This window comes from Vogesella oryzagri (genome assembly GCF_040148885.1).
GTDB lineage: Bacteria > Pseudomonadota > Gammaproteobacteria > Burkholderiales > Chromobacteriaceae > Vogesella > Vogesella oryzagri.
In genome coordinates this window covers 272,879-293,302 of sequence record NZ_JBEFLD010000002.1, presented here as the reverse complement: position 1 = coordinate 293,302, position 20,424 = coordinate 272,879, and the positions used below count along the sequence as shown (strand labels likewise).

The 20,424-nt window shown below is 62.6% G+C and carries 28 protein-coding genes; 27 read left to right on the top strand and 1 reads right to left on the bottom strand.

Annotation, left to right across the window (positions count from 1 at the left end):
- Window positions 1-3 precede the first annotated feature (3 nt).
- Entirely contained in the window at window positions 4-861 is an 858-nt protein-coding gene (locus tag ABNW52_RS04130) for a cytochrome c oxidase subunit 3 (RefSeq protein WP_349584402.1), read from the top strand.
- A gap of 4 nt (window positions 862-865) precedes the next feature.
- Here ABNW52_RS04130 and ABNW52_RS04125 read toward each other — a convergent pair whose 3' ends face one another.
- Window positions 866-1,045: a twin transmembrane helix small protein gene (locus ABNW52_RS04125; protein WP_349584399.1), complete on the bottom strand. Its 180-nt coding sequence runs from the start codon at window positions 1,043-1,045 to the stop codon at window positions 866-868.
- Here ABNW52_RS04125 and ABNW52_RS04120 point away from each other — a divergent pair.
- From ABNW52_RS04120 to ABNW52_RS03995, 26 genes are all read left to right on the top strand, one after another.
- A complete protein-coding gene (locus ABNW52_RS04120) occupies window positions 1,044-1,754 on the top strand; it encodes an SURF1 family protein (RefSeq protein ID WP_349584397.1) in 711 nt (236 codons plus the stop codon). The genes ABNW52_RS04125 and ABNW52_RS04120 overlap by 2 nt on opposite strands.
- Complete coding sequence (locus ABNW52_RS04115; protein WP_349584395.1) at window positions 1,729-2,196, top strand: hypothetical protein; 468 nt, start codon at window positions 1,729-1,731, stop codon at window positions 2,194-2,196. Before ABNW52_RS04120 ends, ABNW52_RS04115 begins: the two co-directional genes overlap by 26 nt.
- Window positions 2,197-2,247: 51 nt before the next feature.
- The gene (locus ABNW52_RS04110) at window positions 2,248-3,282 is read left to right on the top strand and encodes a COX15/CtaA family protein (RefSeq protein WP_349584393.1); all 1,035 of its coding nucleotides are present in this window, start codon (window positions 2,248-2,250) and stop codon (window positions 3,280-3,282) included.
- Entirely contained in the window at window positions 3,270-4,172 is a 903-nt protein-coding gene (locus tag ABNW52_RS04105; protein WP_349584390.1) for a heme o synthase, read from the top strand. The genes ABNW52_RS04110 and ABNW52_RS04105 overlap by 13 nt, the downstream gene beginning before the upstream one ends.
- 12 nt (window positions 4,173-4,184) lie before the next feature.
- On the top strand, window positions 4,185-4,760 hold the full coding sequence (locus ABNW52_RS04100) for an SCO family protein (RefSeq protein ID WP_349584387.1): 576 nt from the start codon (window positions 4,185-4,187) through the stop codon (window positions 4,758-4,760).
- 44 nt (window positions 4,761-4,804) lie between these two features.
- Window positions 4,805-5,557, top strand: a complete 753-nt coding sequence (locus ABNW52_RS04095) for a flagellar brake protein (protein WP_349584385.1) — start codon at window positions 4,805-4,807, stop codon at window positions 5,555-5,557.
- 28 nt (window positions 5,558-5,585) lie between these two features.
- Window positions 5,586-6,227 (top strand): ATP phosphoribosyltransferase, encoded by a 642-nt coding sequence (gene hisG, locus ABNW52_RS04090; protein ID WP_349584383.1) that lies wholly within the window; start codon window positions 5,586-5,588, stop codon window positions 6,225-6,227.
- 57 nt (window positions 6,228-6,284) lie between these two features.
- Window positions 6,285-7,577 carry a histidinol dehydrogenase gene (gene hisD, locus ABNW52_RS04085; RefSeq protein ID WP_349584380.1) on the top strand — a complete coding sequence of 431 codons (1,293 nt, stop codon included), beginning with the start codon at window positions 6,285-6,287 and terminating at the stop codon, window positions 7,575-7,577.
- A 134-nt stretch (window positions 7,578-7,711) separates the two neighbouring features.
- On the top strand, window positions 7,712-8,782 hold the full coding sequence (gene hisC / locus ABNW52_RS04080; RefSeq protein WP_349584377.1) for a histidinol-phosphate transaminase: 1,071 nt from the start codon (window positions 7,712-7,714) through the stop codon (window positions 8,780-8,782).
- 6 nt (window positions 8,783-8,788) lie between these two features.
- Window positions 8,789-9,382 (top strand): imidazoleglycerol-phosphate dehydratase HisB, encoded by a 594-nt coding sequence (gene hisB, locus ABNW52_RS04075; RefSeq protein WP_349584375.1) that lies wholly within the window; start codon window positions 8,789-8,791, stop codon window positions 9,380-9,382.
- On the top strand, window positions 9,379-9,795 hold the full coding sequence (locus tag ABNW52_RS04070) for a VOC family protein (protein WP_349584373.1): 417 nt from the start codon (window positions 9,379-9,381) through the stop codon (window positions 9,793-9,795). The genes hisB and ABNW52_RS04070 overlap by 4 nt, the downstream gene beginning before the upstream one ends.
- 7 nt (window positions 9,796-9,802) lie before the next feature.
- Window positions 9,803-10,444: an imidazole glycerol phosphate synthase subunit HisH gene (gene hisH, locus ABNW52_RS04065; protein ID WP_349584370.1), complete on the top strand. Its 642-nt coding sequence runs from the start codon at window positions 9,803-9,805 to the stop codon at window positions 10,442-10,444.
- Window positions 10,445-10,467: 23 nt separating this feature from the next.
- A complete protein-coding gene (gene hisA, locus ABNW52_RS04060) occupies window positions 10,468-11,211 on the top strand; it encodes a 1-(5-phosphoribosyl)-5-[(5-phosphoribosylamino)methylideneamino]imidazole-4-carboxamide isomerase (RefSeq protein WP_349584367.1) in 744 nt (247 codons plus the stop codon).
- A gap of 47 nt (window positions 11,212-11,258) precedes the next feature.
- Window positions 11,259-12,026 (top strand): imidazole glycerol phosphate synthase subunit HisF, encoded by a 768-nt coding sequence (gene hisF, locus ABNW52_RS04055; protein ID WP_349584365.1) that lies wholly within the window; start codon window positions 11,259-11,261, stop codon window positions 12,024-12,026.
- Window positions 12,027-12,037: 11 nt separating this feature from the next.
- On the top strand, window positions 12,038-12,430 hold the full coding sequence (hisI, locus tag ABNW52_RS04050; protein WP_349584362.1) for a phosphoribosyl-AMP cyclohydrolase: 393 nt from the start codon (window positions 12,038-12,040) through the stop codon (window positions 12,428-12,430).
- Between the two features lie 146 nt (window positions 12,431-12,576).
- Window positions 12,577-12,903, top strand: a complete 327-nt coding sequence (locus ABNW52_RS04045; protein WP_174872896.1) for a phosphoribosyl-ATP diphosphatase — start codon at window positions 12,577-12,579, stop codon at window positions 12,901-12,903.
- Between the two features lie 14 nt (window positions 12,904-12,917).
- The gene (locus ABNW52_RS04040) at window positions 12,918-13,238 is read left to right on the top strand and encodes a histidine triad nucleotide-binding protein (protein ID WP_349584359.1); all 321 of its coding nucleotides are present in this window, start codon (window positions 12,918-12,920) and stop codon (window positions 13,236-13,238) included.
- A gap of 46 nt (window positions 13,239-13,284) precedes the next feature.
- A complete protein-coding gene (gene tatA / locus ABNW52_RS04035; protein ID WP_349584357.1) occupies window positions 13,285-13,482 on the top strand; it encodes a Sec-independent protein translocase subunit TatA in 198 nt (65 codons plus the stop codon).
- A 12-nt stretch (window positions 13,483-13,494) separates the two neighbouring features.
- Window positions 13,495-13,956 carry a Sec-independent protein translocase protein TatB gene (tatB, locus tag ABNW52_RS04030; protein ID WP_349584354.1) on the top strand — a complete coding sequence of 154 codons (462 nt, stop codon included), beginning with the start codon at window positions 13,495-13,497 and terminating at the stop codon, window positions 13,954-13,956.
- Window positions 13,957-14,688: a twin-arginine translocase subunit TatC gene (tatC, locus tag ABNW52_RS04025; RefSeq protein ID WP_349584352.1), complete on the top strand. Its 732-nt coding sequence runs from the start codon at window positions 13,957-13,959 to the stop codon at window positions 14,686-14,688.
- A complete protein-coding gene (locus tag ABNW52_RS04020) occupies window positions 14,681-15,034 on the top strand; it encodes a DUF2069 domain-containing protein (protein WP_349584349.1) in 354 nt (117 codons plus the stop codon). The genes tatC and ABNW52_RS04020 overlap by 8 nt, the downstream gene beginning before the upstream one ends.
- Entirely contained in the window at window positions 15,035-15,256 is a 222-nt protein-coding gene (locus tag ABNW52_RS04015) for a hypothetical protein (protein WP_349584347.1), read from the top strand.
- Complete coding sequence (locus ABNW52_RS04010) at window positions 15,256-17,427, top strand: type I secretion system permease/ATPase (protein ID WP_349584344.1); 2,172 nt, start codon at window positions 15,256-15,258, stop codon at window positions 17,425-17,427. Before ABNW52_RS04015 ends, ABNW52_RS04010 begins: the two co-directional genes overlap by 1 nt.
- The gene (locus ABNW52_RS04005) at window positions 17,424-18,800 is read left to right on the top strand and encodes an HlyD family type I secretion periplasmic adaptor subunit (protein WP_349584341.1); all 1,377 of its coding nucleotides are present in this window, start codon (window positions 17,424-17,426) and stop codon (window positions 18,798-18,800) included. Before ABNW52_RS04010 ends, ABNW52_RS04005 begins: the two co-directional genes overlap by 4 nt.
- 1 nt (window position 18,801) lies before the next feature.
- Complete coding sequence (locus tag ABNW52_RS04000; protein ID WP_349584338.1) at window positions 18,802-19,398, top strand: response regulator transcription factor; 597 nt, start codon at window positions 18,802-18,804, stop codon at window positions 19,396-19,398.
- A 159-nt stretch (window positions 19,399-19,557) separates the two neighbouring features.
- Window positions 19,558-20,424: retention module-containing protein (locus ABNW52_RS03995; RefSeq protein WP_349584336.1), on the top strand; the 867-nt coding region annotated here is incomplete at its 3' end.

The following is a 20,424-nucleotide window of genomic DNA, read 5'->3' as shown; positions in this document are numbered from 1 at the left end:
GTGATGATGGAACACAGCGAGCAAACCCATTACTTCGTACCCGATCCGTCGCGCTGGCCCATCATCGGCTCGCTGGCGCTGTTCTGTATGGGGCTGGGCGCGGCGCTAGCCGTCAACAGCGTGGCGGCGGGCAAGTTCGGCCTGCTGCTGGGCTTCGGCATCCTGTTCTGGATGCTGTTCGGCTGGTTTGGCGACGTGATCCGCGAAAGCCTGGCCGGGCGCTACCACGGCCGCGAGGATCATTCCTTCCGCTGGGGCATGGGCTGGTTCATCTTTTCCGAGGTGATGTTCTTCGCCGCTTTCTTCGGTGCGCTGTACTACGTGCGGGTGATCTCGGTGCCGGAGCTGGGCAACGAGGTGCACAAGCTGCTGTACCCGGATTTCACTGCCAGCTGGCCGCTGCAGACCGGGCCGGGCATTACCGCCCACTACCAGGCGATGGGAGCCTGGGGGCTGCCGGCCATCAACACCCTGATCCTGCTGTCGTCCGGCGCCACGCTGACCTGGGCACACTGGGGGCTGCTGGCCGGCAAGCGTCGGCAGCTGGCTACCGGGCTGGGTATTACCGTGGTGCTGGGGGTGAGCTTTCTGTCGCTGCAGATGTACGAGTACGCCCATGCCATGCACGAGCTGGGGCTGAGTCTGGCGGCGGGTGCCTATGGCATGACCTTCTTCATGCTTACCGGTTTTCACGGCCTGCATGTGTTGCTGGGGGCGATCATGCTGTCGGTGATGTGGCTGCGGGTGCAGCGCGGGCATTTCAGTGCCGAGCACCATTTCGCGTTCGAAGCCGCGGCGTGGTACTGGCACTTTGTCGATGTGGTGTGGCTGATCCTGTTCGTGTTCGTGTACTGGCTGTAAAGGCTTACCAGCCGCCCCACAGCTTGCCGGCCATCACCAGGGCAAACAGGCTGATGGACAGCGCCACCCGCAGGGTCAGTGCCCGTACGGTGCGACGCGGGTCGCCGCCGCGAGTAAGCGAGCGCAGAGCATAGCCCAGCGAGCCGACAATCAATAACAACAGCAACGGTACGATCGCGTTCATGACAGTCACTCCCCCGGTGTCCACACCCCAGTCTAGACGGCCGCGTAGCGCCGCGTGGCTGTTGTTGCTGGCGCTGCTGCCACTGGCGCTGGCGGTGTGGCAGTACCAGCGGGGGCAGCAGCGCAGTGCCCAGCTGGCGGCGTTTGAGCGTGCGGCCAACCTGCCGCCACGGCATCTGGCGGAGATTGCGCGCGATGCGGCGCCCAACGGCCAGCGGGTGTGGCTGACGGTGCGCGACAGCGCGCCATCGTTGCGGCTAGCCGGCGCGGTGCTGAACGGCCGTGACGGGGTGCGCGAGTGGCAGGCGGTGCAGCTGGTGGACGGCAGCTGGGTGGTGGTCGATCGCGGCTGGCTGCCGCGGCCGGTGGGCATCATGAGCCTGCCGTTGCCTACCGGCCGGCTGAGTGGCCGCTGGGTAGCGCGGCCGGCACCCTATCTGCTGAGCAAGGCGCGCATCGGCATCGAGGGCGAGGTGGATGCGCTGGACTGGCCGGCGCTGGCCGCTACGCTGCCGGGGCCGCTGCGTACCGGGCTGGTGGTGCTGGAGCCGACACTGCGCCCGTACACCACCTGGCCGGTGCAGCCAGGGTTCGATCCGCAGCGGCATTATGCGTATGCGCTGCAATGGCTGCTGCTGGCGGTAGGCGTAGTCATTGGCGCACTGGTGATGATAAGGAGGCAGCATGGAGTACAGCATTCCGGGGACTGAGCTGCGCCGGCGCAATCTGCGGCCGCTGTGGTTGATCCTGCTGCTGGCGTTGGCGCCGGTAGTGGCCTCTACCGCGCTGTATTTCTGGTGGCAGCCACAGACCACGCACAGTGTCGGCACGCTGCTGGTGCAGCCGCTGCCGGTAGTGCAGGCGCAAGGTTGGCCGCAAGCGCGCTGGGTGCTGCTGTCGGTAGGGCAAAACTGTGATGCGGCGTGCCGGCAACGGCACTTTGCCATGCAGCAGATCCGCACCGCCCAGGGCGAGGCGGCTGAGCGCGTGCAGTTGCTGCAGCAGGCCAATCGCAGCGGGTTGCGTGAAGACGGTTTTTATCTGGTAGACCCACTGCGCAATCTGGTGCTGTTCTACGCCGATGGCATCCCGCCCACCGCGGTGATCCGGGAAATCGGCAAGGTGCTGAAAACCAATAACGGCCTCGGCTGACCGTGGCCCTTGCGGCCAACCGTGCCGCCCATGCTGCAACAGGGGGTGTTCATGAAACGTCTGCTCGCCGTTGCCTTGCTGCTGGCCTGCATCGTGGTGCCGCTGGGTGCCTACGTGCGGTTGTCCGACGCCGGTCTGGGCTGCCCGGACTGGCCTGGCTGCTATGGCCATCTGTCGCCACACCACGCCGCCGACGATATCCGCCAGGCCATGAGCGTGCAGCCGGATGGTCCGGTCAGTCCGGCCAAGGCGTGGAAGGAAATGACGCACCGCTATCTGGCCGCCACGCTGGGGCTGCTGGTGTTGCTGGCGGCGGCGCTGGCCTGGTATCGCCGCCAGCAGCGCCTGCCCGCTACCGGGCTGCTGGTCTTGCTGCTGTTGCAAGGCTTGCTGGGCATGTGGACGGTAACGCTGCTGCTGAAACCGGCGGTGGTGACCGCGCATTTGCTGGGCGGCATGAGCATCGTGGCGCTGCTGGCCACCTGGCGCTTCGGTGGTCGCCAAGTGGTGGCAGTGTCGCCGCGGCTGTACTGGTTGTTGTGTGCCTTGCCGCTGCTGGTGCTGGGGCAGGTGGCGCTGGGTGGCTGGGTGTCCAGCAACTATGCGGCGCTGGCGTGCCAGGGGTTCCCGACGTGTAACGGCAGCTTTTTGCCGCCGGAGATGCAGTTCGATGGTGCCTTTCATTGGCAGCGAGCGCTGGGCGAAAGCGCCGATGGCACGCCGCTGAGCCTGTTGCAACTCACCGCCATCCACTGGCTGCACCGGCTGGGGGCGCTGCTGCTGAGCCTGGTGATGTTGGCCGCATTGCTGGCCTGCTGGCGGCATCAGGCACTGCGGTCACGGCTGTTGTTGCTGGCTGCCGCCCTGTTGCTGCAGCTGCTGCTGGGGGCGGCCAACGTGTTGCTGCAATTGCCGCTGCCGCTGGCGGTCGGCCACAACATCGGCGCCATGCTGCTGCTGACGGCGACGCTGCTGTTGCTGAGTGCTGCCCGCCGCCAGGCAGCACAGCTGCAAGCGGCGCGGCAGCGTATGGCATTGCCGCGGCTGCGGCATGGCAAGGGAAGGAGAACGACATGGCCAGCCTGACCTTTTCCCTGCACCGCCAGCAGTGGCGGGCAATGTGGCAGCTCACCAAGCCGCGCGTGGTGTTGCTGATTGTGTTCTGCGCCGTGATCGGCATGTTGCTGGCGGTACCCGGCCGGCCGGACCTGCCGCGCATGTTGGCCGCAACGGTGGGTATCGCACTGGTGGCCGGGGCGGCGGCGATGATCAATTGCCTAGTGGAGCGCACCATCGATGCGCGCATGCGGCGTACCGCCTGGCGCGCCACCGCGCGCGGCGACGTCAGTCCGGCGGCCACGCTGCTGGTGGCGCTGACGGCGCTGGGGCTGGGCATGGCGCTGTTGATCGGGCTGGTGAATGCGCTGACCGCCTGGCTGACGCTGGCCACTTTTGCCGGCTATGCCATCGTCTATACCCTGCTGCTGAAGCCGAATACGCCGCAGAACATCGTGATCGGCGGTGCCAGCGGGGCGATGCCGCCGCTGTTGGGCTGGGTGGCGATGACCGGCGAAGTCAGCGCCATGGCCATGCTGCTGTTCCTGATTATCTACACTTGGACGCCGCCGCACTTCTGGGCGCTGGCGCTGTACCGCCGCGACGATTACCAGCGCGCCGGCTTGCCGATGCTGCCGGTGACGCATGGCGCGCGCTTCACCACCTTGTCCATCGTGCTGTACACCGTGCTGTTGCTGGCGGTGACCCTGCTGCCGGTGGCGCTGCGCGCCAGCGGTGCCGTGTACCTGTTGGCCGCCGTGCTGCTGGGGGGGCGGTTTTTGTGGCTTGCCGCCTGCCTGCATCGAAACTATGCTGACGAGCTCGCGCGACGCTGCTTCCGCTGGTCGATCCACTATTTAAGCTGGTTGTTTGCCGCGTTGCTGCTCGATCACTATCTCTTCATTGCACTGCGATTCTGAATGCCCAGACTGATGAAACGCCTGGCGGCGCTGCTATTGGCCGCCGCGCTGATGGCCTGCTCGCCGCAAGGCGAAAAGCTGTCGTTCAAGGCCACCGACATTACCGGCGCCGAATTCGGCAAACCCTTTACCCTGACCGGCCAGGATGGCAAGCCGCACGGACTGGCCGATTACCGCGGCAAGGCGGTGGTGCTGTTCTTTGGCTATACCCACTGCCCGGATGTGTGCCCCACTACCATGCTGGAATACCAGCAGGTGATGAAAAAACTGGGGGCGAATGCCGACCGCGTGCAAGTACTGTTCATCACCGTGGACCCGGAGCGCGATACCCCGCAGGTGCTGGCCGGTTACGTGCCGTTCTTCGACAAGCGTTTCATGGGCCTGACCGGGGCTCCTCCGCTGGTGCAGACCGTGGCCAACCAGTACAAGGTAGTGGCGCAGAAGCAGGCCACTGCCGCAGGCAGCTACAGTGTGGACCACAGCGCCGGCAGTTATTTGTTCGATCGCGAAGGCCAGCTGCGGGTTTATGTGCCGTATGGCACTCCGGCGGCCGATATCGTCCATGATCTACAGCAGTTGTTGCGTTAGACTTCGAAGAAGACGCCACAACCGTTCTGGAACGCATCACTATCGTGAGTCAGCAAAATCCCCCCCTCGCCAGCGGCTCGCAGCAGGCGGAACTGGCCAGGTTCACCCTGAGCAATCCGCTGGAAATCCTGCAGCACCTGCACAGCATTGCCGAGCTGAAGCAGGCGGTGACGATATTTTCCAACAAGGGAAACTCCTTCATCGTTACCCGCCTGCTGGCCGTCGATGTGCCGCGCAGCGTGCTGGTGTTCGGCATGAGCGCCGACGATGGTTCCAACCAGAAGCTGCTGGCCAGCGAGCGCAATGTGCTGGTGACCGCGCCGGCCGGGGTCAAGACGCAATTCATTTGCGGCCCGGCCGAGGCGGTGACGTACGAAGGCCGTCGCGCATTCGAAATGCCGCTGCCGGAAAAAATCATCCGCCTGCAGCGTCGCGAGTTTTACCGCATCCATTCGCCGCTGACCAAGCCGGTATGGTGCCGGCTGCATGAACCGCCGGGGCGCGTGCTGCCCTTGTTCGACATCAGCCTGGGCGGCGTGGCGTTGTCGCTGAGCCTGGATCAGCATGCCTGGCTGCAGTCGGGGCAGATTCTGTCGCAGGTGGATATCGACCTGCCCGGCGTCGGTTTGCTGCAGGTGGGGCTGGAAGTCCGCCATGTCATGCTCATCAGCGCGCGCGATGGGCAGGAGCACTACCGGGCCGGCTGCACTTTCATCGGTATGAACATGGCACGTGAAACGCTGGTACAACGCTACATCACTCACCTTGAGCGAGAGCGCCGAGCTCTGGTACGCTGAGCCCTAACTATTGCAACGCAACAAAATCATGACTTTGACTATTGCCCTGTCCAAGGGCCGCATCTTTGAAGAAACCCTGCCGCTGCTGGCCGCGGCCGGCATCGTACCGGCCGAAGCGCCGGAATCGTCACGCAAGCTGATTATCGGTACCAACCGCCCGGACGTGCGTCTGGTGATCGTGCGCGCCTCCGACGTGCCCACCTATGTGCAGTACGGCGCCGCCGATCTGGGCATCGCCGGCCGCGACGTGCTGATCGAGCATGGTGGTGCCGGCCTGTACCAGCCGCTGGACCTGAACATTGCCAAGTGCAAGATGATGGTGGCGGTGGAGAACGGCTTCGATTACGACGCCGCGGTGAAGCACGGCGCGCGCCTGAAAGTGGCCACCAAGTATCCGCAGATCGCCCGCGAACACTTTGCCGCCAAGGGTGTGCACGTCGACATCATCAAGCTGTACGGTTCGATGGAGCTGGCACCGCTGGTGGGGCTGGCCGACGCCATCGTTGACCTGGTGTCCACCGGTGGCACGCTGAAAGCCAACAACCTGCTGGCGGTGGAGCACATCATCGACATCAGCTCGCGGCTGGTGGTGAACCAGGCTGCGCTCAAGCTCAAGTACGACACCATCCAGCCGGTGCTGGATGCCTTTGCCGGCGCCGTGCCGCAGTAAGCCAATGCCCGTTGCGGCCAACCTGCAGGTTGGCCGCAAGTCTATGGAGCCGTAAACATGCAACGCCTGTCTTCCTCCCAAGCCGATTTCGACGCCCGCCTGCAAGCGCTGCTGGCGTTTGAAACGGCGCAGGACCCGGCGGTGGACACCGCCGTCGCCGCCATCTGCGACGACGTCAAAGCCCGTGGCGATGCCGCCGTCGTGGAATACACCAACCGTTTCGACCGCATGAGCGTGGCCAGCATGGCCGAGCTGACGCTGAGCCGGGCAGAGCTGCAGGCCGCGCATGACCGGTTGCCGGACCATGTGCGTGCCGCACTGACCGCTGCCGCCGAGCGCGTGCGCCGCTACCACGAGAAGCAGCTGGCGCATTCCTGGAGCTACGAGGACGAAGACGGCACCCTGCTGGGGCAGCAGGTGACGCCGCTGGACCGCGTCGGTATCTACGTGCCGGGCGGCAAGGCGGCCTATCCCAGCTCGGTGCTGATGAATGCCATGCCGGCCAAGGTGGCCGGCGTGGGCGAGATCATCATGGTGGTGCCGACGCCGAACGGCGAAAAGAACGACCTGGTGTTGGCCGCAGCCTATATCGCCGGGGTGGACAAGGTGTTCACCTGTGGCGGCGCGCAGGCAGTGGCGGCGCTGGCCTACGGTACCGACAGCGTGCCGCAGGTCGACAAGATCACCGGTCCGGGCAATGCTTACGTGGCTGCAGCCAAGCGCCGCGTGTTCGGCGTGGTGGGCATCGACATGGTGGCCGGCCCGTCCGAGATCCTGGTGATCTGCGATGGCGACACCGACCCGGACTGGATCGCCATGGACCTGTTCAGCCAGGCCGAGCATGACGAGATCGCGCAGGCCATCCTGCTGTGCCCGTCGGCCGACTACATCGCCAAGGTGGAGGCCAGCATCGAAAAGCTGCTGCCGTCCATGCCACGCCGCGCCATCATCGAGCAAAGCCTGGCCAACCGTGGCGCGCTGATCCAGGTGCGCGATCTGGACGAAGCCTGTGACATCGCCAACTACATCGCCCCGGAGCACCTGGAATTGTCGTTGGCCCAGCCGGAAGACTATGTCGGCAAGATTCGTCACGCCGGTGCCATCTTCATGGGCCGCTTCACCTCGGAAAGCCTGGGCGACTACTGCGCCGGTCCCAATCACGTGCTGCCCACCAGTCGTACCGCACGCTTTGCCAGCCCGCTGGGGGTGTACGACTTCCAGAAGCGCAGCAGCCTGATCCGCGTGTCGCATGCCGGCGCGCAAAAGCTGGGCAAGATTGCCAGCGTGCTGGCCCACGGCGAGGGACTCACCGCTCATGCCCGCGCCGCCGAGTTGCGCCTAGATCAGTGATGACCGCCGGGCCGCTGCCGTGCTGCGGCGGTAGCCCGTAACGGGGTTTCAGGTTACGATGAAGCCCTTGTTGCAAGAACCGCGTCGGGCCACTACCGACACTTTGTTACCGGCCCGGCCGGTAACAAATGTCGATGAAAATGTCTATACAGCAATTGTTCCGCCCCGACGTGGTGGCCATGCAGGCCTACCATGTTGCCGATGCCTCGGGCTACATCAAGCTCGACGCGATGGAAAATCCCTACCATCTGCCGCAGGCGCTGCGCACCGAGTTGGGCCAGGTCCTGGCCGAGGTGGCGCTGAACCGCTACCCTGATCCGCACGGCGACGGTCTGAAGGACCAGCTCAAGGACGCCTTTGGCATTCCGGCGGCCGCCGACGTGGTGCTGGGCAATGGCTCCGACGAAATCATCACCCTGATTACCCAGGCGTTGGCCAGCGCCGATACCGTGGTGCTGGCGCTGGAACCGTCCTTCGTGATGTACCGGCTCAACGCGCAGTTCTCGCGCGTGCGCTATGTCGGCGTGCCGCTCAAGCCGGATTTCGGCATCGATCTGCCGGCCACCCTGGCCGCCATCCATGAGCATCGCCCGGCGGTGGTGTTCCTGTCCTATCCCAACAACCCCACCGGGCCGCGTTTTGCCCGCGAAGAAGTGCAGGCGGTGCTGGCTGCCGCTCCAGGGCTGGTGGTGGTGGACGAAGCCTATCAGGCGTTTGCCGACGACAGTTTCATGGACCTGGCCGGCAGCCAGCCGCACCTGATCGTGATGCGTACGCTGTCCAAGCTGGGGCTGGCCGGTCTGCGCCTCGGCTATGCCGCCGGCCACCCGGAAGTGATCGCGCAACTGGACAAGGTGCGCCCGCCGTACAACATCAACGTGCTGAGCCAGGCCGCCGCCAAGTTCGCGCTGCGCCACCTGGATGTGTTCGCCGCGCAGGCGGCCGAGCTGCGCCGTGAGCGCAGCCGCCTGGCCGAAAGCCTGGGCACGCTGCCGTTGCTGACGGTGTATCCGTCCGAGGCCAACTTCCTCACCATTCGCGTACCGGATGCGCTGGCGCTGTTTGCGCAGCTGAAGGCCGAGGGTATCCTGATCAAGAACCTGCATGGCTATCATCCGCTGCTGGATAACTGCCTGCGCCTGACCGTGGGCAGCCCTGACGAAAACAGCGCGCTGCTTGCCGCCATTCACGCTTACTTTGCCTGAGCCATCATGCGTACTGCTACCGTTACCCGTAATACCCTGGAAACCCAGATCACCGTCAGCGTCAACCTGGATGGCAGCGGCGTTGGCCGCTTCGATACTGGCGTGCCGTTCCTGGACCACATGATGGACCAGATCGCCCGCCATGGCCTGATCGACCTGGATGTGCAGGCGCGTGGCGACCTGCATATCGATGCCCACCACACTGTGGAAGACATCGGCATCACCCTGGGCCAGGCGTTTGCCAAGGCCATCGGCGACAAGAAGGGCATCCGCCGCTACGGCCACGCCTACGTGCCGCTGGACGAGGCGCTGTCGCGGGTGGTGATCGACCTGTCCGGCCGCCCGGGGCTGCAGTACCACATTCCGTTTACCCGCGCCGCCATCGGCAGTTTCGATGTTGACCTGTTCAGCGAGTTCTTCCACGGCTTCGTCAACCACAGCATGGTGACGCTGCACATCGACAACCTGCGCGGCGTCAACAGCCACCATCAGGCCGAGACGGTGTTCAAGGCCTTTGGCCGCGCGCTGCGCATGGCGGTGGAATTCGACGAGCGTATGGCCGGCATCACGCCGTCCACCAAGGGCACGCTGACCGCATGAGCGCCGTGCAGCCCGGCATCGCCGGCCTAAACCACCTGTGCCTGTGCGTGCGCGATCTGGACGAGGCGCTGGCCTTCTACGACCGCGTGATGCCGGCCATGGGTTGGCAGCCGCGCCGTTCGGTTGAATCCCGCGCCTATGTGGCCGGCAATTACGAGTTGTATCTGCAGCAGAGCAAGCAAGCGGACGCTGGTTTCCAGCGTTATGGCATCGGCCTGCAGCACCTGGCGTTCAATGCGCCGTCGCGAGCAGCGGTGGATGCCCTGCATGCGCTGCTGCTGGAAATGGGCGCCGACATCAGTGATGCCCCGGCCGAATACCCGCAGTACAGCGCTGGCTACTATGCAGTGTTCTTTCTCGATCCCTCTGGCATCGTGCTGGAATTCTGCTACACCCCAAACATGATCCTGTAAGGCTGATATGAAAGTTGCAGTCATCGACTACGGCATGGGCAATCTGCACTCGGTGCTGAAGTCCGTACAGTTCGTGAACGACATCGGTGCCGACATCTTCCTGACTTCCGACCCGGAGCAGGTGATCAAGGCCGACAAGGTGATCTTCCCCGGCCAGGGCGCGATGCCCGATTGCATGCGTGAGCTCAACAGCCACGGCCTGGCCGAAGCGGTGCGTGAGAGCACTCGCAACAAGCCGTTCTTCGGTATCTGCGTCGGTGCCCAGCTGCTGCTGGAGCACAGCGAGGAGGGCGATACCCCGGGTCTTGGCATCTTCAAGGGCGAGGTCAAGCGCTTTGCGGCCAACCTGCTGGATGCGCACGGCGAGCGCCTGAAAGTGCCGCATATGGGCTGGAACCGTGTGTACCAGCGCAGTGCACACCCGCTGTTTGCCGGCATCGAGGATGGCGAGCGTTTCTATTTTGTACACAGTTACCACTTCGCACCCGCTGAAGCCGGCATCAACCTGGCGGAAAGCGAGTATCCGGAGCGCTTTTGTTGTATCGTCGGGCGTGGCAATATTTTTGCCACGCAATTCCACACCGAGAAGAGCCACCGTGCCGGGTTGCAGATGATGAAGAACTTCCTGGCCTGGGATGGCACTGTTTAACTTTCCGTAGATCCTTACGCACCATGCTGCTGATTCCCGCTATCGACCTGAAGGACGGTCAATGCGTACGCCTGAAACAAGGCGTGATGACCGATGCCACCGTGTTTTCCGATGACCCCGTAAAGGTCGCCGTGCACTGGCGTGACCAGGGCGCGCGGCGCCTGCATCTGGTGGACCTGAACGGTGCCTTTGCCGGCAAGCCCAAGAACCTGTCGGTGATCCGCGACATCCTGGGCGCGGTGGGCGACGACCTTCCGGTGCAGTTGGGGGGCGGCATCCGCGACCTCGACACCATCGAAAAATACTTCGACCTGGGGCTGAAGTACGTGATCATCGGCACCGCCGCGGTGAAAAACCCCGGCTTCCTGCACGATGCCTGCGATGCCTTCCCCGGTCAGGTGATTGTCGGCCTGGATGCCAAGGATGGCATGGTCGCCATCGACGGCTGGGCCAAGGTCACTACTCACAACGTGATCGATCTGGCCAAGCGCTTCGAAGACTACGGCGTGAATTCGGTGATCTACACCGACATCGGCCGCGACGGCATGATGAACGGCGTCAATATCGAAGCCACCGTCAAGCTGGCGCAGGCGCTGACTGTGCCGGTGATCGCCTCTGGCGGTCTGACCAACCTCGACGACGTGCGCAACCTGTGCGCGGTGGAAGGCGAGGGCATCGAGGGCGCCATTACCGGCCGCGCCATCTACGAAGGCAGCATCGATTTTGCCGCCGCGCAGACGCTGGCGGACGAACTGTCCGAAGCCTAACCCCCGGTTGGCCGCCCCGTGCGGCCAACCTTCATTCGTAGTACATCATGTCTCTAGCCAAACGCATCATCCCCTGTCTCGACGTGACTGCCGGTCGCGTGGTGAAGGGTGTCAACTTCGTCGGTCTGCGTGATGCCGGCGATCCGGTGGAAATCGCCAAGCGCTACAACGAGCAGGGCGCCGACGAGCTAACCTTTCTCGACATCACCGCCAGCTCCGACCAGCGCGACATCATTCTGCACGTGATCGAATCCGTGGCCGAGCAGGTGTTTATCCCGCTGACCGTCGGTGGTGGTGTGCGCAAGGTGGAAGACATCCGTCGCCTGCTGAACGCCGGTGCCGACAAGGTCAGCATCAACACCGCGGCAGTGACCAACCCGGAGCTGGTGAAGCAGGCCGCCGATAAGTTCGGCAGCCAGTGCATCGTGGTGGCGGTGGATGCCAAGGCAGTGACACCAGATAACGACCGCTGGGAAATCTTTACTCACGGCGGACGCAACCCTACCGGCCTGGATGCGGTCGAATGGGCAGCGAAGATGGCGCAATACGGCGCCGGCGAGATCCTGCTCACCAGCATGGACCGTGACGGCACCAAGATCGGCTTCAATCTGCCGCTGACCCGTGCGGTGTCCGAGGCGGTGCCGATTCCGGTGATCGCCTCCGGTGGCGTGGGCAATCTGCAGCACCTGGTGGAAGGCGTGACGCTGGGCAAGGCCGATGCGGTGCTGGCTGCCAGCATCTTCCACTTCGGCGAGTACACCGTGCGCGAGGCGAAAGAAGCCATGCGCGCCGCCGGCATCGAAGTTCGTCTGTAAAGGTTGGCCACATGACTGCAAACTGGCTTGATGCCGTGAAATGGGATGACAAGGGCCTGGTTACTGCCATCGCCCAGGATGCCGCCACTGGCCGCGTGCTGATGGTGGCGTGGATGAACCGCGAATCACTGCAGCTTACCGCCGATACCGGCATTGCCCACTACTGGAGCCGTTCGCGCAACCGGCTGTGGAAGAAGGGCGAGGAGTCCGGCCATCTGCAGACGGTGCAGGAGCTGCGTCTGGATTGTGACGGCGATGTGATCACCATGCAGGTGGAACAGGCTGGCGGCATCGCCTGCCACACCGGCCGTGAAAGCTGCTTCTACCGCGTGTTCCGCGACGGTGACTGGGTGGTGACCGATGCGGTACTGAAAGACCCGCACGCCATCTATCACTCGCACTGACATGTCGTTGTCGGGTGTTGGGCTGCGCCAAACGTTGGCCGCAGCTTGCTCCCGGCAGCAGGGACAACCCCCATACGCCTTGTTACGTGGATGTCACACAATCGACATATACTTGCCCCCGCTGCTGCTGCAGAAAGGACGCCACAATGATTGCCGCCGAAGTTCTGAAAACCATTGGTGATACCCTGGAAGCCCGCAAGGAATCCAGTCCCAGCTCATCCTATGTCGCGGGCCTGTTTCACAAGGGCGAGGATGCCATCCTGAAGAAAGTGGCCGAAGAGGCTGCCGAAGTACTGATGGCCTCCAAGGACAAGGACCGCCTGCACTTGGTGCGCGAAGTGGCCGACCTGTGGTTCCACAGCATGGTGCTGCTGGCGCATCACGGCCTGCGCGCCGAAGATGTGCTGGCCGAGCTCAAGCGCCGCGAAGGCATTTCCGGCCTGGATGAAAAAGCCGCGCGCCCGCAGCAATAAACGGAGACAACAGCATGAGCAACTGCATTTTCTGCAAAATTGCCGCCGGCGAGATCCCGGCGCAGAAGCTGTACGAAGACGACGAGATGCTCGCCTTCCACGATATTCACCCCAAGGCGCCGGTGCATTTCCTGCTGATTCCCAAGCAGCACGTGGATTCGCTGGCGCATTGTGATGCAACGCATCAGGCGATGCTGGGCAAGCTGCTGCTGCTGGCGCCGAAACTCGCGGCGGAGCAGGGGCTGGCCGGCGGTTTCAAGACCGCCATCAACACCGGGGTCGCTGGCGGCCAGGAAGTGTTCCACCTGCACCTGCACGTGCTGGGCGACAAGTAATCATTTTCCGGCGCACGCGCCGGTTTCTTGCTAGAGGTAAGTTTCCATGGGTTCTTTCAGCATTTGGCACTGGTTGATCGTGTTGCTGGTAGTGGTACTGGTGTTCGGTACCAAGAAGCTGCGCAATATCGGCGAGGATCTGGGTGGTGCGGTGCGCGGCTTCAAGGAAGGCATGAAGGGCGAAACCGACAAGGATGCCGGCAAGGGCCGCGTCATTGATGCCGACGATAGCGACCAGAAATAAGTAGCCGCCATCGTGTTTGAGATCAGCTTTGGCGAACTGCTGATAATCGGGGCAGTGGCGCTTATCGTGCTGGGGCCGGAGCGCCTGCCCACCGTGGCCCGTACCATCGGCGCCCTGGTTGGCCGCGCGCAGCGTTTTGTGGCCAGCGTGAAATCCGACATCCAGCAGCAAAGCCAGTTGGCCGGCCTGCAGGAACTGCAGCAGGACATGCAGCAGGCGGCGGAGGCATTCCGCCACCAGGTGGAATCTGAGGTGGCTCAGGTACGGGACGTGGCGCGCGAGATCGAGCATGAAGCGGCCGCGGTGGCGGCACAGGTGCAAGCCGATGGCGCGCACAGCATTGCCCCGCCTGACAATGCGGCCAACCTGTCGTCTGCCGAGGACGAGCTGGCACGCAAAGACGATAGCCAGCTGGACCTGTTCGACCTACCGGCGGCCCCCGCCATCCCACCTGCAGCCGACCACCGTTCATAAATGGATCAACAACCCCTGCTTGCGCATTTGATCGAGCTGCGTACCCGTTTTGTGCGGATCGCGGCCGGCCTGCTGCTGACCTTCCTGGCGCTGTTCCACTGGTCCGGCGATATCTATCACCTGATGGCCAAGCCCTTGCTGGACGTACTGCCCAAGGGCGCCAGCATGATCGCCACCGACGTTACCGCGCCGTTCTTTGTGCCGGTGAAGGTCACCATGCTGGTGGCGTTCCTGATTTCGCTGCCCAATACCCTGTACCAGCTGTGGGCCTTCGTGGCGCCCGGGTTGTACAACCACGAGAAAAAACTGGTGCTACCGCTGATCGTCAGCAGTGTGGTGCTGTTTGTCACCGGCATGCTGTTTGCCTATTTTGCCGTGTTCCCGGTGGTGTTCGGCTTCATGAGCGCGGTGACTCCGGTCGGGGTGTCGATGATGACCGACATCGATAAGTACCTATCGTTTGTGCTGGGCATGTTCGTCGCGTTCGGCGTCACCTTCGAAGTGCCGGTGGTGGTGGTCTTGCTCAACCGTATGGGTATTGTCAGCCTGGCGAAACTGCGTGAAGGACGGCCGTACATGATCGTGGTGGCCTTCGTGGTGGCGGCGGTGGTGACGCCGCCGGACGTGCTGTCGCAGGTGATGATGGCGGTGCCGCTGTGCCTGCTGTACGAGGCCGGTATCCTGATGGCACGGCTGGTAAACAAACAGAAAGTGGTAAGCACCGATGAATAAGGCCCGCATGTTTCACTGGGGCGCGGTGGCCAGCCTGGTGGCGTTGATCTTGCTGTGCCTGGCGTGGGAGCTGTGGCTGGCGCCGTTGCGCCCGGGCGGTTCCTGGCTGATGCTGAAAGCGGTGCTGCTGCTGTTGCCGCTGATGGGTATTCTGCGGGAACGTGTTTATACCTATCAGTGGTCCAGCATGTTCATCCTGGCGTATTTTGCCGAAGGGGTGATGCGCAGCTGGGCCGATAGCGGCCTGGCGCAAGCCCTGGCCATGGGCGAGGTGGCACTGACTACCAGCTATTTCTGTTGCGTGGTGCTGTTCGTGCGCGCGCGACGCCAGGCATTGGCGGCGTGAGTGCGCCGCAGCACTGATGACAAGATAAGCCAGCCGTCAGGCTGGCTTTTTTCATGGCTGAATAATACTGCACGTTTCTACAATATTTTGTTTAATATCAATCAAACATATATTGCAGATTTGTCATGTCATCCCGATAATGGACCGGGCATCGCCATGGTCAAAGCGACATTTCATCCCATAATGAAAGCACGCACGCAAACTCCTGGAAAAAGACAGTAATGATGAATAATCAGGTGCAGCAAGGAAGTCCGTCGGAAATATCGCAACACGCCACCCACCTCGATCCCCTGCTTGATTGCCTGTTCCAGCTCACGCGCGAACACGGCATTACCACGACCCGGGATTCGCTGGTGGCCGGTATCCCGCTGGAAAACCAGCGTTTAACCCCCTCCATGTTTGCCCGTGCCGCGCGTCGTGCCGGTTTGGCCTCGCGCGTGTTGCGCCGTCCGCTGATTGGCTTGCCGCATGCGCTGCTGCCGGCGGTGCTGCTGCTCAATGGCGATGATGCCTGCCTGCTGCGCGCCATTGATGACGAAGGCAAGTTCCATATCAGCCCGGCAGAGCTGCCGGAGGCCGAGCAGGTGCTGACGGCAGAAGCGCTGGAATCGCGCTACGCCGGCCTCGCCATCGCGGTGAAGCCGCGCTTCCGCTTCGACAAGCGTGTGCCGGAGCTGAATCAGGCGCGCAGTCAGCACTGGTTCTGGCATGCCATTTTCCAGGGGCGTCCGCTGTATCGCGATGCACTGATCGCCGCGTTCTTCATCAACGTGTTCGCGCTGTCGATACCGCTGTTCACCATGAACGTGTACGACCGGGTGGTGCCGAACATGGCGTTCGAAACGCTGTGGGTGCTGGCGTCGGGCGTGCTGCTGTTGCTGCTGTTCGACTTCCTGATGAAGCTGACCCGTGGTTACCTGATCGACCTGGCCAGCAAGCGCGTGGATGTGATGTTGTCATCGCTGATCATGGAGCGGGTGCTGGGCATTCGCCTGGAGGCGCGCCCCAGTTCGGTGGGGGCATTTGCGGCCAACCTGCGGGCATTTGAAACCGTGCGCGACTTTATCGCCTCTGCCACGGTGACCACGCTGGTGGATGTGCCGTTTGCCCTGCTGTTCCTGCTGGTGATCATGTGGATTTCGCCGTGGATGGTGCTGCCGCCGCTGATTGCGGTGGTCCTGATGCTGCTGCTGGCCTACACCGTGCAGGAGCGCATGCAGGAGCTGACCGAAACCACCTTCCGCGCCTCGGCGCAGAAAAATGCCCACCTGGTGGAAAGTCTGGTCGGGCTGGAAACCATCAAGACGCTGAGTGCTGAAGGCGAGCTGCAGGGGCGCTGGGAAAAAGCCACCCTGTTCCTGGCGCAGGTGGGTAGCCGCCTCAAGCTGCTGTCGGCGGTGACCATGAACTTTGCCGGCTTCATCCAGCAGATGATGTCCATTTCGGTTGTGGTATTGGGCGTGTACCTGATCAAGGAAGGCCAGACCTCGGTCGGCGGCCTGATCGCCTGCAATATGCTGGCGTCGCGGGCGCTGTCTCCGATGGGCGCCGTTGCCGGGCTGATGACCCAGTTCAACAACGCCAAGTCGTCGCTGACCTCGCTGGAAGGCATGATGAAGATGCCGGTAGAACGCGAAAGCGAGGCATCGTTTTTCCATCGCACCAGCTTCCGCGGCGAGATCGAGTTTTCCGGGGTGTCGTTCAACTACCCGAACAGCCCGATGGGCGCGTTGCGCAATGTGTCGTTCCGCCTCAAGGCCGGTGAACGGGTGGGCATTCTGGGACGGGTTGGCTCCGGCAAGAGCACCATCCAGAAGCTGATCATGGGCCTTTACCAGGCGCAGGAAGGGGCGGTGCGCATCGATGGCGTCGACCTGAAACAGATCGACCCGGCCGAGCTGCGCCGGCATATCGGTTATGTGGCGCAGGATCCGGTGCTGTTCTACGGCACGCTGCGCCAGAACATCTGCATGGGGCAGCCGCACGTGCACGATGCCAGTATCTATGCCGCAGCCGAACTGGCCGGCCTGAGCGAGTTCATCAACAGCCATCCGGAAGGCTTCGACATGATCATCGGCGAACGTGGCGAGTCGTTGTCCGGTGGCCAGCGCAAGGCGGTGACCATCGCGCGTGCGCTGTTGAACGCACCGCCGGTGCTGCTGCTGGACGAGCCGACCAGCAATATGGACCACAGTACCGAAGCGGCGATGAAGCGGACTTTTGAGAAGATCACTGCCGGCAAGACACTGGTACTGGTGACGCACCATACCAATCTGCTTGATCTGGTTGACCGCATCATCGTCATCGATCAAGGGCAGATTCTGGCGGACGGTCCCAAGGCCGACATCATCCAGGCATTGCAACAGGGCCGTATCGGGAAGGCACGCGTATGAGCATGCAACAAGACAAAGAGAAGCAGACTTTCTTCCAGCGCTTGCTGGACTGGTCCTCGGCGGAAGATCTGCGCGATCGCCAGGATTTCGCCGCGGATGCGGAATGGGCGATTCTGGAGCAGAACCCGCAGCGGCCACGCTTGTTTCTGTGGACCATCGGCCTGTTTATCACCGTAGCCCTGCTGTGGTCGGCCCTGGCGACCATCGACGAAGTGGCGCGCGGCGAAGGCAAGGTGGTGCCCACCAGCCAGATTCAGCATCTGCAGAGTCTGGATGGCGGCGTGGTGTCCAAGATTCTGGTGAAGGAAGGCGATATCGTCGAACGCGGCCAGCTGCTGCTGCAGGTGGATAACACCCGCTTCGTGTCGTCGCTCAACGAAAACCAGTCGCAATCGTTGTCGTTGCAGGCCAAGGCCGCTCGCTTGCGTGCCTTGTCCGATGGCAAGCCGTTCGAGCTGCCGGCGCAGGTAACGCAACAGGCGCCGGATATCGCCAACCAGGAAATGGACCTGTACCGCTCAAAGCAGATGGAACTGGATGCCAACGTTTCCATTGCCCGGCAGCAATTGACGCAGCGCACGCAGGAACTGAACGAGGCCCGCGCCCGTCGTGACCAGGCCGCGCAGGGACTGGAGCTGACGCAGCAGGAACTCAACGTCACCCGTCCGCTGCTGAAGTCCGGGGCGGTGTCCGAGGTGGACATCCTGCGGCTGGAGCGCGATGTGTCGCGTTATCGTGGCGAGCGCGATATGGCCAATGCGCAGATTCCCAAGATTCAGTCGGCCATCGCCGAGGCGTCGCGCAAGATCCAGGAAGTGGAGCTCACCTTCCGTAACCAGGCCAGTACCGAACTGTCGGAAACCATGGGCAAGCTGGGCACCCTGGGGGCCGGCAGTACGGCACTGCAGGACAAGGTGCGCCTGTCGGAAGTGCGCTCACCGGTACGCGGTGAAGTGAAGCGACTGCTGGTGAATACTGTGGGTGGCGTGGTGCAGCCGGGCCGCGACATCATGGAAATCGTGCCGCTGGATGACACCCTGCTGATCGAGACCAAGATTTCGCCGCGCGATATTGCCTTCCTGCGCCCGGGGCAGGATGTGTTCGTACGCTTCACTGCTTACGACTCCACCATTTATGGCGGCCTGAAAGGCGTGTTGGACCAGATCGGTGCCGACTCCATCACCGACGAGAAGGGTAATACCTTTTATGTGGTGAAGGTCAAGACCGACTCGGCGCACCTGAGCGAAAAGAAACTCCCGATCAAACCAGGCATGGTGGCCGAAGTGGACATCATTACCGGCCACAAGAGCGTGCTGAATTACCTGCTCAAACCGGTACTGCGTGCCAAGGCCCAAGCCCTGAGTGAGCGTTGATATGGATATCCGGCTGATTAGCGCCAGTAACTCCCTGCAGCAGCATCTGCAAATGGTGTTCGGTAATTGCACCCAGTATCCCAGTCTGTGGGATGTGTCTGGGGCGTTGCGGTTGCAGGAAAGTGAGCTGGTATGGGTGGATGCCGACAATCAGGATGAAGACCTGGTGCAGCGGCTATGCCGCGGCGACTTCGGCCGGGCGCGGGTGGTGGTGTTGAGCAGTAGCCCGACCGATGTTGCCGCGGTAAAGTGGCTGGGCATGGGCGCCGCCGGCTATCTGCATGCGTTTGCTGTCGCCGAGACCTTGCAACAGGTCGCGTCCGCAGTAGCATCCGGTGGCATCTGGATCGGCGTGAATCTGATGCAGCAGTTGTGTGCCCGCTTTGGCCAGGTCGCCAAAACCGACAGCCCGCTGCTGGCTCAGCTCACAGAGCGCGAGCGCGAAGTGGTCAGCCATCTGCGCGACGGCAAGAGTAATAAGCAGATCGCGCGGGACATGGATATTGCCGAGCGCACCGTGAAAGCGCACCTGACTGCCATTTTCGGCAAGTTTGGCGTGCCAGACCGAGTGCAGTTGCTGCTGCGCTTGGCCAGCTGAGTATTAGCTGCGACTTGGCAAGTCATTGAAACAGCATCAAATACGCGAAAACCGGCATCTGCCGGTTTTTTTTGCGTCTATGCCCTTCAGTACAATGTATTAAGAATTTGCCGGGCCATAGAATCTGCTCATCATGGTCAGAGTGTATGGAGTGTTTGAATGAGTGCGATCGGCAATCACGGCAAAATCGTTGCAATTAGCGGCAAAATCATTGCAGTTGCGGCCGATGGCACGCAGCGCATCCTGAAAGTAGGCGATATCGTCGCTGTCGGCGAACGACTCATTGTGCCGGCAGATGGTAATATCGAGCTGCAAACGAATGATGGCAACATCGTAAAAATTGCTGAAGCACGCGATTTGACGATTACCGATGACGTGTTCGGCCATGCCGGCCATGACAGCACCGATGCCGCCTTGGCAACGCCGACGCTGCCGGCCGAAGCACAACAGATTCTGGGCGCGCTGCAGCAAGGCCAGGATCCGTTGCAAAATCTGGAAGCCACCGCCGCCGGTTTGACTGCCGCTGGCGCAGAGGACGGTGGTAGCTCCTACACCATCCTGGGGCGCGTGACGGAGTCGGTTTCCAGCGCCAGTCTGGACAGCAGCATCAGTACCGACGAAAGCACCACTACCCAGGCTTCGACCAGCACGCTGGATGCCGTTGTGGAAAATCAGCCGTCTATCCTGCAGGTAGATACCAATACCGTTGCGGAAGATACCCCGGCTACCGGCAATGTACTGGTCAACGATAGCGATGCCGACGACACCCTGAGCGTGGTGAAAGTCACCGTGGATGACCGCAGCTACGACGTTGTGGCGGGTGAGGACACGCTGGTAGAGCTGGAGACCGGTATCCTGACCATCAGCAGCGATGGCCACTACACCTTTACTCCCGCCGCCAACTGGAACGGTGAAGTGCCGACCATCAGCTACACCACCAACACCGGTAGCAGCAGCACCCTCAATATCACCGTCACCCCGGTAGACGACGCTAGCGTACTGGTCACCGACAGCAACACCGTTGCC